General features: G+C 36.3%; 12 protein-coding genes, 1 tRNA gene and 1 other annotated feature. Of the genes, 2 read left to right on the top strand and 11 right to left on the bottom strand.

Translation table 11 applies throughout. The features are described from left to right. Complete coding sequence (locus HZF24_RS00065; protein ID WP_179236217.1) at positions 1-1,203, bottom strand: hypothetical protein; 1,203 nt, start codon at positions 1,201-1,203, stop codon at positions 1-3. A 101-nt stretch (positions 1,204-1,304) separates the two neighbouring features. Next, positions 1,305-1,562 (bottom strand) — a binding site (T-box leader). A gap of 120 nt (positions 1,563-1,682) precedes the next feature. Beyond that, positions 1,683-2,285 carry a YdcF family protein gene (locus HZF24_RS00060; protein WP_179236216.1) on the bottom strand — a complete coding sequence of 201 codons (603 nt, stop codon included), beginning with the start codon at positions 2,283-2,285 and terminating at the stop codon, positions 1,683-1,685. A gap of 146 nt (positions 2,286-2,431) precedes the next feature. Between HZF24_RS00060 and HZF24_RS00055 the strand changes: the two genes are divergently transcribed. Then, a tRNA-Arg gene (locus HZF24_RS00055) sits at positions 2,432-2,504 on the top strand. 235 nt (positions 2,505-2,739) lie between these two features. Here the strand turns inward: HZF24_RS00055 and HZF24_RS00050 are convergent. The 9 genes from HZF24_RS00050 to HZF24_RS00010 all read right to left on the bottom strand — a co-directional run bounded on the left by HZF24_RS00050 (position 2,740) and on the right by HZF24_RS00010 (position 15,111). Beyond that, positions 2,740-3,180 carry a hypothetical protein gene (locus HZF24_RS00050; RefSeq protein ID WP_179236215.1) on the bottom strand — a complete coding sequence of 147 codons (441 nt, stop codon included), beginning with the start codon at positions 3,178-3,180 and terminating at the stop codon, positions 2,740-2,742. Further along, positions 3,180-3,644, bottom strand: a complete 465-nt coding sequence (locus tag HZF24_RS00045) for a Panacea domain-containing protein (RefSeq protein ID WP_179236214.1) — start codon at positions 3,642-3,644, stop codon at positions 3,180-3,182. Before HZF24_RS00045 ends, HZF24_RS00050 begins: the two co-directional genes overlap by 1 nt. A gap of 315 nt (positions 3,645-3,959) precedes the next feature. After that, positions 3,960-4,277 carry a helix-turn-helix domain-containing protein gene (locus HZF24_RS18830; protein ID WP_246345897.1) on the bottom strand — a complete coding sequence of 106 codons (318 nt, stop codon included), beginning with the start codon at positions 4,275-4,277 and terminating at the stop codon, positions 3,960-3,962. 4 nt (positions 4,278-4,281) lie between these two features. Beyond that, positions 4,282-5,187, bottom strand: a complete 906-nt coding sequence (locus HZF24_RS00035) for a terminase small subunit (protein WP_179236213.1) — start codon at positions 5,185-5,187, stop codon at positions 4,282-4,284. Positions 5,188-5,257: 70 nt separating this feature from the next. Continuing rightward, entirely contained in the window at positions 5,258-5,602 is a 345-nt protein-coding gene (locus HZF24_RS00030; protein ID WP_179236212.1) for a MerR family transcriptional regulator, read from the bottom strand. 138 nt (positions 5,603-5,740) lie between these two features. After that, positions 5,741-6,154: an RNA polymerase subunit sigma-24 gene (locus HZF24_RS00025; protein ID WP_179236211.1), complete on the bottom strand. Its 414-nt coding sequence runs from the start codon at positions 6,152-6,154 to the stop codon at positions 5,741-5,743. Positions 6,155-6,166: 12 nt separating this feature from the next. Beyond that, positions 6,167-12,781, bottom strand: a complete 6,615-nt coding sequence (locus HZF24_RS00020) for an LPD3 domain-containing protein (protein WP_179236210.1) — start codon at positions 12,779-12,781, stop codon at positions 6,167-6,169. A 15-nt stretch (positions 12,782-12,796) separates the two neighbouring features. Then, entirely contained in the window at positions 12,797-14,167 is a 1,371-nt protein-coding gene (locus HZF24_RS00015) for a hypothetical protein (RefSeq protein ID WP_179236209.1), read from the bottom strand. 80 nt (positions 14,168-14,247) lie between these two features. Then, positions 14,248-15,111 (bottom strand): sigma-70 family RNA polymerase sigma factor, encoded by an 864-nt coding sequence (locus HZF24_RS00010; RefSeq protein ID WP_179236208.1) that lies wholly within the window; start codon positions 15,109-15,111, stop codon positions 14,248-14,250. 111 nt (positions 15,112-15,222) lie between these two features. Between HZF24_RS00010 and HZF24_RS00005 the strand changes: the two genes are divergently transcribed. Continuing rightward, positions 15,223-15,459, top strand: a 237-nt coding sequence (locus tag HZF24_RS00005) for a transposase family protein (RefSeq protein ID WP_179236207.1), incomplete at its 3' end; no start/stop codon positions are given.

Here is a 15,459-nt window from a genome sequence, read left to right as displayed (position 1 = left end):
TTAATATTCTGCGCCTTCTGCAAATGAAGATTTCAAATTTGCATTATCACTATTTATATTGTTGCTTTGCTCCCTTAAAAACTTACGGTTTTTATATGCACCCACAGTCAGGAACGGAACTATAATTATAGCAATTCCGAAATAACCCATGTAACCATAACCGTATTTTATAATTCTATCCAAACCTACCATTGAAATTCCCATGGATATAAACATTATGATGAAAGATACGATTATTCTCCTGATTACAACATTGTTTATTTTAGACAATGCTTTCGCTTTTTCAAATTTTGTAACAAAACCGTAAATGGTTGTTACTCCGGTTGAAATAAAGCAAAGGAACAAGCAAATGTTGTAAGCCCAAAATACATATGGTTTTCCTAACTGTCCTGCTATAAACAGTGTTGGCAGGGTTGTTTCTCCTGCCTGGGTAAAATCAGCATACCACACTAACAGCATTACTACAGACAAAACCAATGCAAAAGAATTTATCACAAAAGAAATCAACATTGAACGAGAAATTTCCTTTGAATTTTTTAACGACTTACCGCATGAAATCATAGTTGGAATTACCACGGATTGAAATCCTGCATAAGTAAATGCTTTAAAAATTCCTGTTCCTATATTTCCACCACTTGGTTTTACTGCAAATATCGTTGATATTTCAGGTATCTTAGCATTAATTCCCAATATGAATATCACTCCACATGTTGCCAGTATTCCTATAGACATAACTGTTGATGCTTTTGAAACCAGCGATGCACCAAAGATTGTCATTGTCAGAAGTATTGCACCTACAGATAAAACAGCGTAAACATAATGTATACTATATGTTTTATTTAAAAGTGAAGCGGCTCCTGCTATTACTGCGCCAACTGCACATACAACCATAGTATAAAAATAAATATCGAATAATACCGAAAATTTGTCAAATGGGTGATACAAATTTTGAAAAAGCTCCTTATAGCTTGAGAGACCTCTGGAATTGTACATAATCATACATTCACGAATAGTCAAAGTTAAAAGTGCCATAGCAATAACTGCCATAAATGGTGCAGCCCATCCATACTGCACATAGTATTGAGTTGCCTGATTTCCCGTTGCGAAGCCTCCGCCTGCGTGTGAACTGAATAGCACACACGCTACCGCAAATATGCCTGTAAAGTTCATTGTCTTTGTTGATTGCTTTTGTTGTTTCTCCATTTTAATACCTCTCATGATTTATTTTTTTATACACCATATTTCCTCATGAGAGAAGAGATAAAGAAAAATAAAAAAATCTTCCTCTCTCAGGGAAATTAACCCTAAGAGACGGAAGATATATGATCTTTCGCGGTACCACTCTTATTCATTTCATAATGAAATGCACCTCTGGATACGGATTTATAATCGATATCCTGCCATTTTTTAACGGTCGGCTCACCCGTACCTGCCTACTGATTTAAAACTTTCGGCAAATCCGCTCAAAGGCTAGTTCAGCATCTCATTGACGTTGTTTCACACCTACCAACAACTCTCTGAAGTCTCTTATAATGCTTACTGCTCCTTATCACAGCGTTTATGTTGCTCATTCAATTGTGTATTGTTTAGCAGTATAGCACCTCTTCAATAAGCTTGTCAATAATTATTTTAAAATATTTTTTAAAACGTATTTTTTAAAAATATTTTTGTATAATTTATCACTATTCAAATAATCCATATATTTGATACCCTAAATAGAAAAAAACCTCTCTCGCCAAAAATGATACCTTGCTTTTAAATGTCATATATCTTGTTGTCGGTGTCGGTGAAGAATACGCAATTAATCCATAATCTTCAGCCATCAGCATCGCCCTTTTCATATGTAATGGGTCACTTACAATAATTACATCCTTTAAGTTGTTTTCTTTTGCTATTTCAGCCGCATATTGTATATTTTCTTCTGTTATAGTCGACTTTTCTTCGGTAAAAATATCTTCTTCCGGTACTGAATTTTTAATAGCGTAATTTTTAGCCACACCTGCCTCAGAAAATTCATCACCTTTACCTACACCGCCTGTAAAAATCAAATTCTCTGCATAGCCTTCCTTATACAACCAAATTCCATGCTTTATTCTTTCTTCAAAAACCGGTGACGGTTTATCATCCCATACGGCCGCACCTAAAATTATAGCCGCATCGGCACTGTTAAGTTCATTTATATTACCGTAATTATATATATCAAAAGTAACATATACTATATAGCTAATAAGTATAATTAATAGTATAATCAGTATTTTGCTGATGTTTTTCCATCGTTGTTTCATAACTAATCCTTAATTATAAGTTTTATATAAATATATCACAAAGTCAAAAATAACACAATTTTAGATAGTATATATTAATAATAAAAAAATTGTGTTCATCTATTGATATTTAAGTTCATCTATATTATAATTTAAAAGTATTCTTTGGACCATTAGCTCAGTGGATAGAGTCGCAGACTTCGAATCTGTTGGTCGGGGGTTCGAATCCCTCATGGTTCAGTAATTGCAACACATGCACGGATTAATGCGATATGTCAAAATTCGCATTAGCCCCTTTTTAGCCCTTTAGAGAAATTTAATGCAGAAAAAAGAACCTGTCTTCACAATGGGATTTGTAGGTTCTTTTTTCTATTGCTCTCTTGAAGCTTACTGTAATATAATAAGCTTAGCTATCTCTTATTAAAAATGTCCTAATTCATATAATTTTATATAAATTCCACATTATCAGTCTTTATTACACATGATCATAAGCATTAAAATTAAAGTCAAACCCTATAACATAAAACATAGGACAATATCCTAATTTAACACCTATAATTCTGTGTAAATGGTTGTTAAATTGAAAAATGTAAACTTTTTGATCTTTAGTAAAATCTTTAGGTAGACTATTGCATGTAAAATTAAGATTTGAATATTGCATTGTTTCATGTCCAATTTTCTTGCCCTTTGAACCCCAGTATAGCCATGTATTACAAGTAATTTCTGTAATCCTTTTCGACAGTTCAGCTAAAGCCTTTTCTTTTTCTATTGTTTGTGAAGTAGAAAAATAATCAAAATTAAATGTGCTATTTGATGTTAAATATCTAAAAGAAAATGCAGGATACTGATCGCAATTTAGTTTTTGCCCCTCAGACCCTGCTTTTATTTTCTCTACTTTCTTTTGTTTTATGCCCATTATTCAATATACTCTCTTAAAAAATATTCTTTTATCAAATCTACATTTATTTCATCATTCATTTCAGTCTTTTTCCAAGGTTCTTCATTATGTGTCATATTTCTTAACTTCCAAGCTGAATACTGACCAAAATAATCATAAACCTCTTCTAAAACTTCTGTTGTTTCTCCGTCAATTTTAGAAAAATCAAATTCATCTTCAAACTTTATGCCATTTGCGCCATTTGACTTATAGTCATGATATACATCTTCAACAACTGGGCCGTGTTTCCATGCCATTATTTCATCATCAAATAAAACCTTATTTTTCATTGCATAGTATACACCTTGAGCATAGTAAAGCAATTTCTGCAACTTTAAGTTTGAAATATATTCAGCATCCTCTTCAGCCATAACTTGTCTGTTATGTGCAAGAAACCACTTAGCAATGAGTTCAGCAGAATATTTTAAGCTCTTCTTTGCCATTTTAATTCCTCCTTAAAACATTATAATCAAAAACTAATTAATAATGTCTTATTATTTCCTATTTTAACTAATATATTCTATGTATAATTATTATAACATGTTAAAGATGTTTTGCAACAATAACTTTCCTATTTCGGAACATCTTTATACCTTTTCGGTATTATTTTTTATTAAATAGTACCGAATTTGTAGTTTTTTAACCTTAAAATCCAATATTACAAATTTTATTATTATACATTATCGATATAGTTTATACGCATTTTACGAAAAAGTTAAGCAGTTAAAAAACTGCCTTTAATTGTTCCCTAATTTTATTCATATAGTACGACTACTCATCCATTCCTCTAAATCAGTCTTTAAAACCCTTTTATTACGTCCAATTCTTAAGCATTTAATACCACCATACTCCGGATTAATATCCATTAATTCATACACTCTTCTTTTGCTTAAGCTTAAAAATTCAGACAATATGTCTGCAGTGAGTATGTCTGGAAGTTCATTAAATTTTGTATGTTTTTTTGAGATATTTAAAGTTGTGTTTTCAATCTCATTTGCAATGCTAACTTTCTCTAACACTTTATTGGCTATTTGGGATGTGATGTTATCAATAAGCTCCTTTAATATTTCTTCCATATCTTCACACTCCTTTTTCCTCAATGCTTTCATCTTGTATAGTAGGTCGTGGTATACTATGAATCAGATTAATTATTTTAGTATCCTCGCCAACATCAGCTTTTTTCTCCTCAATTTCTAATTTACGCTTATCAAATTCAATCTTATAACGGTTCATAGGATTCATTTCAAAGTAATTTGATAGCCATTCAAGCGCTTTCATTTTGTCAGCAAGCCTTATGGATGCACCGTCACGCCCTTGTTTAACCTCACTTATAATTGTTCCGTCAATTTCTGTTGATTCCTTAAATCGTACAGTATTAACAACTTTAGTCAACTCTATTTGTTCTCCCGTATCCTCGTCCTTGATTGATATAGGACCAAACGGACCCATGACCGGGACTTCTTCTTGTCCAAATTTTACATAATCGGTTATATCGGCAAAAGCTATACTCATGTATTTTTCAATGATATCTTCTTTATCGAGTAGAATGGAATCGGCTTTAGCCTCTTTCAATCGAGCAATTTCATTCCTTATCTTAGGATTTCTTAGGGCATTACTACCTTCGACCATTGCAGTTTTATAAGTGCAGCCGTAAGCTTTTAGGTAACTTTGTGTAGCATTAAAAGTCTTAATGTAATACAGACAAAATTCCTGTTGTTTCTCGGTCAAATTGCAATTTTCTGTCAGAGGTTTAATTCCAGGAGTAATGATTTTAATTTTGCTCTTATCCTTCTTTGCAACGTTGCGTTTCTTCGTTGCAACACTTTTCCCCGTTGCGTTGCATTCTATATCCCAGTTGTTTCGTTTTTTCCAGCTCCGAATTGTACTGGCAGGCACTTCTAACCGGCTCGCAATCTCCGTTAAATTTAACCCCGATTTATACAATTCATATGCTTGTTTTAAATTTTCGTCTTGTGCTCTTGCCAATATTATCACCTCACTTTTTAATCAAACCTAACGTTTTATAGAACTTTAATACATGATTGATTAATTATGGTTATCCTATTTTGAATCGCTTAGATCTTGTATTTGTGACCCTTGTCAAATTTTTATCTATCGAAGAATGACTTTCTATTTCCGCATTGTTCTTTCTTTGTTCAATCCATTTTTCTATATCAGCACGGTAAAATTTATCTCCTCCGCACTGGAAGTACGGAATGTTTAACTTATCCTTGTTGACACTGATCCACGCCTGAGATACCCCGAGCCATGCAGCCAGTTCTTTAGGACATAACACCTCCGGATTCTTAGACTCCTGTTTAAAGCCGTTCTCAATTAATACCTCTTTTACGGCTTCCTTAATAATTTGCTTTAATTTTTCCTCTATTGTAAGTCCTTCCATGATATACCTCATTACATATTCTTAATCATTTCATTCTTACAAAATTCTACCACACTATTGCCAAATTTTACATCAATTTTATAAAATATTGAGTTGAATTTTTTAATAAAAACTCAACTCCATTAAGGTATAAGCATCTCAACGCTTAGATAAAAACCTTTCCGCAATCATTCTCACACCATCAGCTGTATTATTTCCTCCTATGCTCGCAGCAACCTGTCCCCATGACAACCCATTAATATACCTAAGTGAGAGTATCTGCCTCGTCAAGCTGTCATCTATGCTCTGTATGTATTCTTCTGCTTCCTCGACTGCCTCCATAAGCTCAGCCACTCTCCTGTTTAGTTTACGCTGCAACCTCTCGCGTTTCTTGTTATATTCGTCTGCATCAACACCCTCAATCACAGCCGTATATTGAATATACGGAAAATCCGACATAGAGGCTTTCACACTATCTTTTGTGGTGTGGGCTTCAAGACCTAAAATCTGATATTTCAATAATTCTATTTCATTTTTAAGATATTTCAACTGGCTTAATTCATGTTTAGTCACTTTGTACCTCTTTTATTTTTCAAACATAAAACTGTACACATCATCAATAAGCCCTTTGTCATCGCCACTCCATTCCATGCAGCGTCTAAGAATTGCCTCAAGCTCCCGGTTAACATTTTTAGCACTTAATCCAGTCAAATATCCCGTTGCTTCTATAAGGTCTCTTACAAGAAACTTCCATGAATATTTAAGTTTTTTACCTTCCGCAATAGAAACTATATTTTCATAAAACCTCTGCGTAGAACGTACAATCCTATACAACCCCTCATATTCGAACCTCTTAACAGTAAATCCTTGGAACATGCTATATATATCAGACACAATAGGCAACATGCCCAATGGTTCACCAATTAAATTACTGCGCCACAATTGCCATAGTGTTTCATCATCGTCATCTTTCTGTCTCCATAAATCCATCATAGATTGAACAAAAGTATTTACTAATGTTGTCGCAACATAAGCAGACATAACCCGTGCAAATTTCTTTCTTCCGGCACTTGTATCCTCATCCTTCAAAGAATAAAACGCATCAAGCAGCAGATTGTAATTTTTAGTAGGTTCAGACATAAAATTAGTTACCATCTTATAGCTCCAATCCTTACGCCGCATCATGCCTGATCTGTGCAGTACCGTATCAACAACCTGAGTTTCCTCAATTACATCAGAAAATCTTTCCGCAACAGCTTCAAAATATTCCTCGCTTCCAACCTTTAAATCCGGCATTGTATCTTTAATTTCAAGCTTAACCGCATTCCAAATCTTTGCCCAGGTCAAATCGTCAGCCTTTTGCATCCCTGCATACTGTTTATCCAGGATAGATCTTTTGCCTAATAAAACATCTTTCATAGCACGACCCGTATTAATATCAAAGAACCCCTGAGACTTCCACCATGCCACAGACGAATGTTTAAGCATCTCCTCCATATCACTCTTCATGGCGGCGCCCTTAATCAGATACTCCAAATCCATAACAGCAGCAGCTCTTATATAAGCCGTAGGCTGCTGAATAATAACCCTTGCATTCATTCCAATCATAGCCATTTTAGCCTTACGAGTTAAGAAGCTTGTAATAGCATTGTTACTTTCAATAGTCAGCCCACCTTGCATATCATTTAAAAACTGTCTCAGGTAAGCAAATGCCACACGCCCGAACTTCTTTTCCATTGCAAGCTTTACACTCACATCAGAAGTCCTGAAATTAACAATCTTTTTCATATTCTCAATTGCAGTCAGCAAGGATCCATAAGTAGCAGACTTGTCCGCATGGTCTGTAAAAGTATCAAAAATATCATCAATAATAATAGAATTATTCGCGCCCTTAACCGTTTGTTTCAGCATTCCCATAGATTTGAGAGACTTTTCAAGAGCATTAAAATCAAGCTCAGTCTTTAAGAAATCATCATTACTCCTAATCGGGAAATAATTCTCCTCTTTCGCCAGCTCATAGCCATAGTTCTGCAATGTAGCTTCATTTACCCATTGTTTCGAGTAAGTATTCAAGAATTTACTAATACCATCCGCAACCTTTTTCTGTTCCTTCGTGAGCGTCGCTGTCATTTTCTGTACATCTGCAGGAGTAACCTTTACCGGTTCAAACTGCTTTGTAATATGCTTTTTAAAAGTATGCTTGCCATTTTCTCCTTTTTCCACATACTTGGCAACAATAGGAGCCGCCTTGATACCGAAACCATAAATATGTCCCTGAGCCTGTTCCCTTTTATTTAATAAGTATAAGCTCATAACCTGTGCCGGAGTAAGGCTTATAGCTTCCTTACTTTCAAGCTGAAATTTTGTGACCTTGGCATTATCACCCGACCATTTTGCAATTTCACCGCCAAAACTTTCAGCCATACCCTTGCCGGCTGTCAAATCCTTTACAGTCTGCTTAACTCCCTTGTTGCTGACATCCTTCAATAAATCAGCCATATATTCATAAGTAATTTGAGTATACTTAAGCTTCCTGTCGTTAGCTCTGCTCATATCCTTATAAACTGATTCAAACGTCTTTCCCATTCTCCTTGCAAACATCAGAGGTGTCATCATATCCCAGTTAAACATATCTTTGCCTGCCTGGACCAAGAAATTAGCAGATTCATTAGCTGTTTTATCAGTTCGTAATTCCTTGAGTATCTTATTTGAGATATCGCTTATATTCTGCTGCTTACCATTTACAAAGACTTTGTTATAATCCCTGACAAGCTTTTCAAAATACGCGACAACATTACGCAGCATCTCAAGCTCATTTAAATTCATATCAGTTACAGGCTTTCCATTCAGTTCCTTTAAAGCTTCCATGATGTAAGGATCTGCAGCAGTTTCAATGCCATTCTCTGCACTTGTTTTAGTGATATTTTCATATTCAGCCCTGAGTTCCAAAAGCCTTAACGCCTTATCACGCTCAATCTCAACCGACCTTTCGGCTCTGTCCCACTTTTCTTTTTCCATCGGACCCTTTTCCATCGAACCATATACCCTTTTATTAAACTTATCGATGTCCGTGCTAAAATCAATTTGCAAAAGCAACTCAGCAATACTCTTCTCTAAAACCTTTGGCACATGCTTCTTTTCAGTAGGCTTCCTGAGTAGAGTATCAAGCCTCTTAACCTTGCGCGCTATATTTGCCTTAGTCTCGCGCATTTTGCGGTCCTCATATATTCGACCAACACGCTCACGATACCGGGATGCAGTTTCATCAATTTTCTGATTTTTCTCCGCCCTCAGCTCTTTAATCATCTGCTGATAATGCGACCGAATGTCATTTTCCTTGAGTTTATTTCTCCACCAAGTTTTGTATGCTTCACCTTCATATCGCTTTTTAACAGAATTAACAGCCTTTTCCCTTTTCTCTGCCTGCTGCTCAAGTATACGGCTTATGCGTTCCTTGTTTTCAAGCTTCAATTTATCAGTTGCAGCCTTTTTCTCAGTTTTCTTCTTGTCAGCAAATGTCGGCTTTGCCTCCGCTACATCCGTCATACCCCCGAATAATTCAGCCGCCAGATATTCAACCGCCGTATTCATATCTCTGTCGAAAGGATTCTCATATACCGGCATCAGACCGTCAAGGACATCAGATATAAGCATTAACTGGTCTGACGGATTCGCTATATCTTTCAGGAACAGTTCCGGATACATTTCCGACAATTCCTGATACAGAACATCAACGACCATACCGTCAGCTGTCAGATTCATCCTTCCGAAATTTTTCTTCCGGAAAGCATCAAAGCTGCCGTACTGCTTAAAATCACCATGATACTTGTCAGGCAATGTAATTGCCGTATTGCGTAGTGTTTTTCTCAGTTCAGCATATTCCTTGTGCATGGTATCATTCAGTACCGACGTGCTATCAAGTATATCCCTTGCGATACTCTGCATCTCAGCCTGCATTTCTTCAAAGTCAATAGTATCATTGGCAATTTTATCATACAGATTATACAGTCTGTTTTCCATTTCAGCATGCGAATAATTACTGTTATAGTCCTTTAATATGCCTCTGCTGAGCTTTTTAACAGTTTTCTTATCGAGTTTTACACCCTTTGTGAGCTTGAATTGCTCTTTAAGTCGTTTGTTGATTTCTATGAGACGGTTAATGTCTTTATCGTCTTTGAGTTGATAGTACACTTTGTCGGATTCCTTGAGCTCCGGAATAACCCCTGTTTCAAAATAACTGTTTATTTCATTTATGATTCTTGCATGATCGGTCCCCTTGTTATATACAGTTCCGCCTATTGTATAGCCCAATGGACTTATATAATCAACCACGATTTTGCCATTACCCTTTATCTGTTTCAGATGTTGTGTGAGTTCGTTTATCTGGTTATTGCGAGGTTTAACAGCAACATTAATCCCGTTTCTCGTTAGCTTGATATTTCCCATGTTCAAAAATTCTATTTCTCCCGAGTTGTAAGGCATATCATCGGGGATATTGAACATTTTATTAATATCTATATTGCTCTTAAGAGTATTTCCGTTGACCGTAATATATGAGCCAATCTTATCCCAATCGGCATAACCTTTAACTCCGTAATGTTTCTCTGCTGTTTCTGCAATCTGTTCAGCAGATACATTTTCTTTCAAGGAATATCTAATATCCGCATTTTCTTTTGTAGGATTCTTGTTTTCATTTTCATTATCTTTGGATATCCCATTATTATAAACAGGATCTATTCCTGTATGAGCCTTTTCGGACACTGGCAATTGTAGCCTTTCGCCGAGTGCTTCTTTTTGTTTCTCCGCAACACTATTCAGCGCCTCAACCCACATTCTCTCCGCAGTTCTTAATTGTTCGACTCCCATCCAACCGGAAGTAACACCTCTTACAGCCTCGTCAACCTTGCCTATAAATTCCCGGATAGCATCAAGGATTTTCTGCCCTAAAGTTCTGTTTTTATTAACCAACTTTTCAATGGCAGATCTGTCCGTCAAGAATGTTTCCGTTGCATCCGCAACAATTTCATCCTGAATTTGGCTTTCGGACAAATCAAGCCCCGCCGTTCTATGTCTCAACTCATATTCATCATACACACCGTCATATGTACCGGCTTCTTTCATGGAGTTGATTATATAGTCTTTATATTCCTTGTACAATTTCGGAGATTTCTGCTGCAGCATATGAGTAATCTCATGTTTTGCAACAACCATTACCGGATTGCTTGACAGAGTTGAAATTTCCAATGTATTGGTTTTAGCATCATACTGCCCGTTAGCAAAATCCTGATTTGTTCCGTCCGGACTTGCAATATTAGGAACAACAGCAATCTTTATTCCCGTAGCCTGTCCAATCCTGTCCATGATACGATACGCCACCGGGTCAATATTTCTTTCATGCCCGTTGTTAATCATGCCGGACTTCTTATTCGCCACATCCTCAGTCTTGATGCTATGCACAAACATTTTATTACCGTTGTCAGTGCGGCGCACTTCAAGATTTACCGTATATGGGATACCATTCACCTCAACAGCACCGGCTATATTCGCATACGGTACTTTGCTCGACGGCTTGCCCTCAGAGTCAATAATCTGCATCTCCCCATTTTCTATAAGCGGAACAATATTCTCCATAGCAGCAATCTTAATTTCATTGTCCGCAGCCTTGCGGAATCTTTCATCGGCGCCGAAGGTCTGATTAATTGTTGCCCTCGAAACCTCAATAGGAAGATTTGTATTTTTATTCAAAATTGGTTTTGAAACTTCTGAGGTAGAAATCAAATCCTGATAGTAATTATTCACTTTTGACTTAACTTCCGTAGGATTTTGCACATTTTCTATACCAAAAACGTTAGAAATCTGCCTTTTTGTCTCAGACGCCACATTTTGAGTTTTAACGAAAGTTTGTCCGTTTTCGACCGATTGCTCAAGGATATTGTTTTCGTTTTGCTCGGCTTGGACTGTTTGACGGTTTTGGCGCATAATATTGTCCACTTCGCTTTCAAAATTAAATTCTTCACCGGCAGACCTTATAGCCCATGTTTTTACATCGTCAGTGATAGCAGCTCCGTTTTCTTTTATTGTATATATTCTTTCACGAATAGGAGAATCCTCCGGGAGTTCATCCATGATGCGGTTGTACTCTCTGTCAATAAGCTTCGATTGCCTGTCATTCAATTTATTAACCGCGATATTTCCACCGGCATTTATTCCGCCGCTCACAAGTGCAATATTAAAACCACCCTTTCCGGCTTCCTTTATCCGGTCCCAGTCCTCTTGGCTTGTTGCCGTCCTTGTGAGTCCTGCTTGCGACATAGCCTTTTTCTCTGTCTCAATAGATACTTTTTCCTGCGCAGCCTCTTCCAATGTTTCAGAAACAAGATTAGCTCCATACGCTTTTAACGCGCTTTTCACATAGCTTTGCGCCGCTTTCTGAGCGTTATCTTTTGCCGGATTTGACAATACCTTTGAAAACAGTTTGCTTGCGCCTAAAGTTGCAACATCAACAGCAGCACCCGAAGCTTCAATTAATGAACTTATGAAAGCCTCATCCCCGGAAGCCTTAAGAGCTATGTCGTTCGGCACACCCAAATCCAAAAGATTTTTATATGCAGCTCCCGCCATTGCATTGTAACTATATTCAGCGACACCTTTAACATATCCGACCTTGCCACCTTGATACGCGCCCATGGCAGCAGCAGTCGGCACGGTTATAATTTCTTCCGGAATTGCTATTTGTGGACCCATTTGACCCATTATAGCAGCAGTATATCCGAATGTATTTGCCCCTACTAACGCACCAGGAGCCGCACCTTTTAAACCCGCACCTGTCTGATTGATAAGCTGCGGTACATACTGAGCAAAGTCCTTCGTTATAACATTTCCATAACCAACCATATTATTTGACGCAAAATTTTCTCTCTGTTTACTTGCCTGCTGAGCTTTTAAAAGACTTTCCGGGGTCTGTTTTGACCTGTATTCATTCCATGCCTTGTTTTCATCTTCCTGCAGTTTACCGTGAGTAAAATTGTTTTTTATGTTTGTCAGAGGCTGCATTCCGGGTGGTTCCGGAATAGGCTCGAAACCCCGCTCTCTTTCAATTTCTTCAAGTGTCTTTCTACGAACGCTATTGGGAGACACGGTTGTTAATCGCATCCCCTCTCTTTCTTTTTCTATCTCTTCAAGTGTTTTTCTTACAGCCATGCTATAATCACCTCATTATTTATACAATCCATTGTATTCTTTCAATGCCTTCATCACTGCTTGAAGTTCTTCATTGGTCATTCCTCTTGCAATTCTTTCAGATAGCCAATTAGGCATATCTTTGGGGGATACTTTTAGAGCTTCTTGTATATACGTTTGTATATTATTACTTCTTTGTGCCTCAGCATCAGTTTGCTTGTTTTGAGCAATCTTTTCTCTCAAATACTGATTGTATTCTTTGGCAGCATCTTCCTTTTCCAACTGTGCATCGGTATCATACTCCTTAACCCTTTGATCATGCTGAGCCCATCCTAATGATGTATTACTTTGAGAAATAGCATTCCTTATAGCATCCTGAGACATCCCATAATCAAAATCCCTATCTTGGGTGAATACATCTCTATCAAACTTTCTGTAATCAAAATCAAGCAATGACTGATTATGAGCATTATCAATGCTCTTTTGAGCTAAATCATCCTGCCTTAAAACCTTGTCGTAATATGCTTTATAGTCAAAGTCCTTATTCTTCATTTCACTATCATGCATAGTGAGAGCATTATCCCATTGACTATTATATTGATTCAAATAGTCTTGATAACTGAAATCTCTTTCACCAAGATATCTGTTATAGGCATTCTGTTCTAACACCGGAATAATATCCGCAGTTTTCTGCGCATAAGTCTGCTGAGCCTGTGCATTTGCCGCAGCAGCATAGCTCGACGGCATACCTCCCGTTGCTGCAGCAGTACCCGCAAGAGCTCTCTCGCCTGCAGACTGTCCTTGCCTTGCAAATTGAGCGGCGTATTGTTTGTAAATATTGTCATTATTAACGTCGTACTCAAACGGCTTATATTCATATGGTTTATACTCGGGCAAATTCAATTTTGGTGTTTCAGGCATTGTCAATGAATATCCCACCCGTTGAGTATCTGCAGCGATTTTACCAATCATATCGTTATCGCCAAAATTATATGCTTGATTGAGTTTATTTTGCTGTATATTTTTATACGCATCCATTCCGCCCATACCGCCGTAAATCTGATTAATATAATTTTGATGTTCATTTGCACCATTTGTATTTGAATAATTTTTCATGTTTTTGAAATAGTCCTGATATGAAAACTGATTTGCATTTGAATTCATTCCGATATTCGCATAATTTCCTGAAAGTTTATTTATATCAAGCCCTTTCATAAGACTTTGATAATCCGTCGAAATATTTGTGTTTTGCTTTTTTCCGATGCTTGAAACGCCTGCAGAAAGTTTACTTAAATCAAGTCCCTTTAACAGACTTGCATAATCCGTTTGTGCAGTTGGTTGTTTTTTCTTATTAATAGCTGAATTAGCTATATTTGAAGCTACTGCACCTATTGCTTTTCCTATCATATTAAAATCACTCCTTGTTTGAGATTTAAATCTTTTATTAACTCATTTGTAATTTATTAAATATCATTTAATTCTTAAATTTATATCCTCATTTCATATTCCATCTCACTCTCCCTTTTTAAGACTACCCACTCAACAGAGCTCGTTCTTGTATTTTTGTAGGTACTTAACCTAACGTGATGGTAGAAATCTACATACCCCTCAACCCTTTTTTTTAGCTTATGATCCATCCTTAGTGAGCGTAGCGCTTTTCTCTCAGTATTATTAATGCTTTCCGGAGTAACTCCTTTTTCTATGGCAATTTCAGTACGCGTTAAATTCTCAAAATATCTTTTATAAATTATTTCTTTTCTATCTTCCGGGAGTTTTCCAACAGCCTCTTGAATTATAGACTTTAATTCTTTGTTCTCAAGATTATGGTTGAAATCTACTATTTCAGCTGAATAGTCAGAATATAAATCTAATCTTGTACCCTCTTCCTCCTCTCCTATGGGTTCATCAAGAGATATTACGTACTGAGCTTTAATTGCTGACTTTATTGCACCAAGCTCTTTTAATTTGATATTCATGTGAAGAGACATTTCATTATCAGTAGGCTTTCGGCTAAGCTCTGAATACAGTTTGTCATAGATTTTTCTATATTTAATTATCTTATAAACCATATGCTCAGGTAATTCGCTCTGAATGTCTCTTATACAATTCCATATACAATATTTAAGCAACTGCAGAAAGCTTGTCTCCTCTTTGGATTCGTCGTATAATTCCACGGCTTTTACAAGACCGATATAAGATTGTTGCATCAGATCATCAATTTCGTATATGCCGTGGATCCTTTTAATTACCGTCTGAAATATAAAGCCTCTGTTTCGTTCATATAGCTTTTCATAGTTTTCCTTAACGTTGATATTCTTTTTTATGAGTCTTATTAACTCCTCATTGGTCATATCCGTCAAAGTCCTCACGACAAACGCATGAGTTAAGAAAAAGTAACAAATAAAGAAAAAGCTTTTTTTGGTTGGCAAAAACAGGTATAATCATCCTAAGGGGATGATAAAATGCAAGAGACAATAAAATATTTAGAAGAAGTAAAAGATTTAAGACAAGAGAAAAAAGTAAAGCATAAAATGAGTGATATAATAGCATTGGTATTTTTTGCAATGTTAGCAAATGCAAATGAATGGGTGGAAATAGAAATATTTGGAAAAGAACATAATGAATTTTTGCAAAGATATTTAGAACTGCCAAATGGAATACCATCACATGACACAATACAGCGAGTATTTGCAATGGTA

This window comes from Sedimentibacter hydroxybenzoicus DSM 7310 (genome assembly GCF_013403245.1).
Classification (GTDB): Bacteria; Bacillota; Clostridia; order Tissierellales; family Sedimentibacteraceae; genus Sedimentibacter; species Sedimentibacter hydroxybenzoicus.
This window is presented reverse-complemented; position numbering and strand designations above follow the sequence as displayed.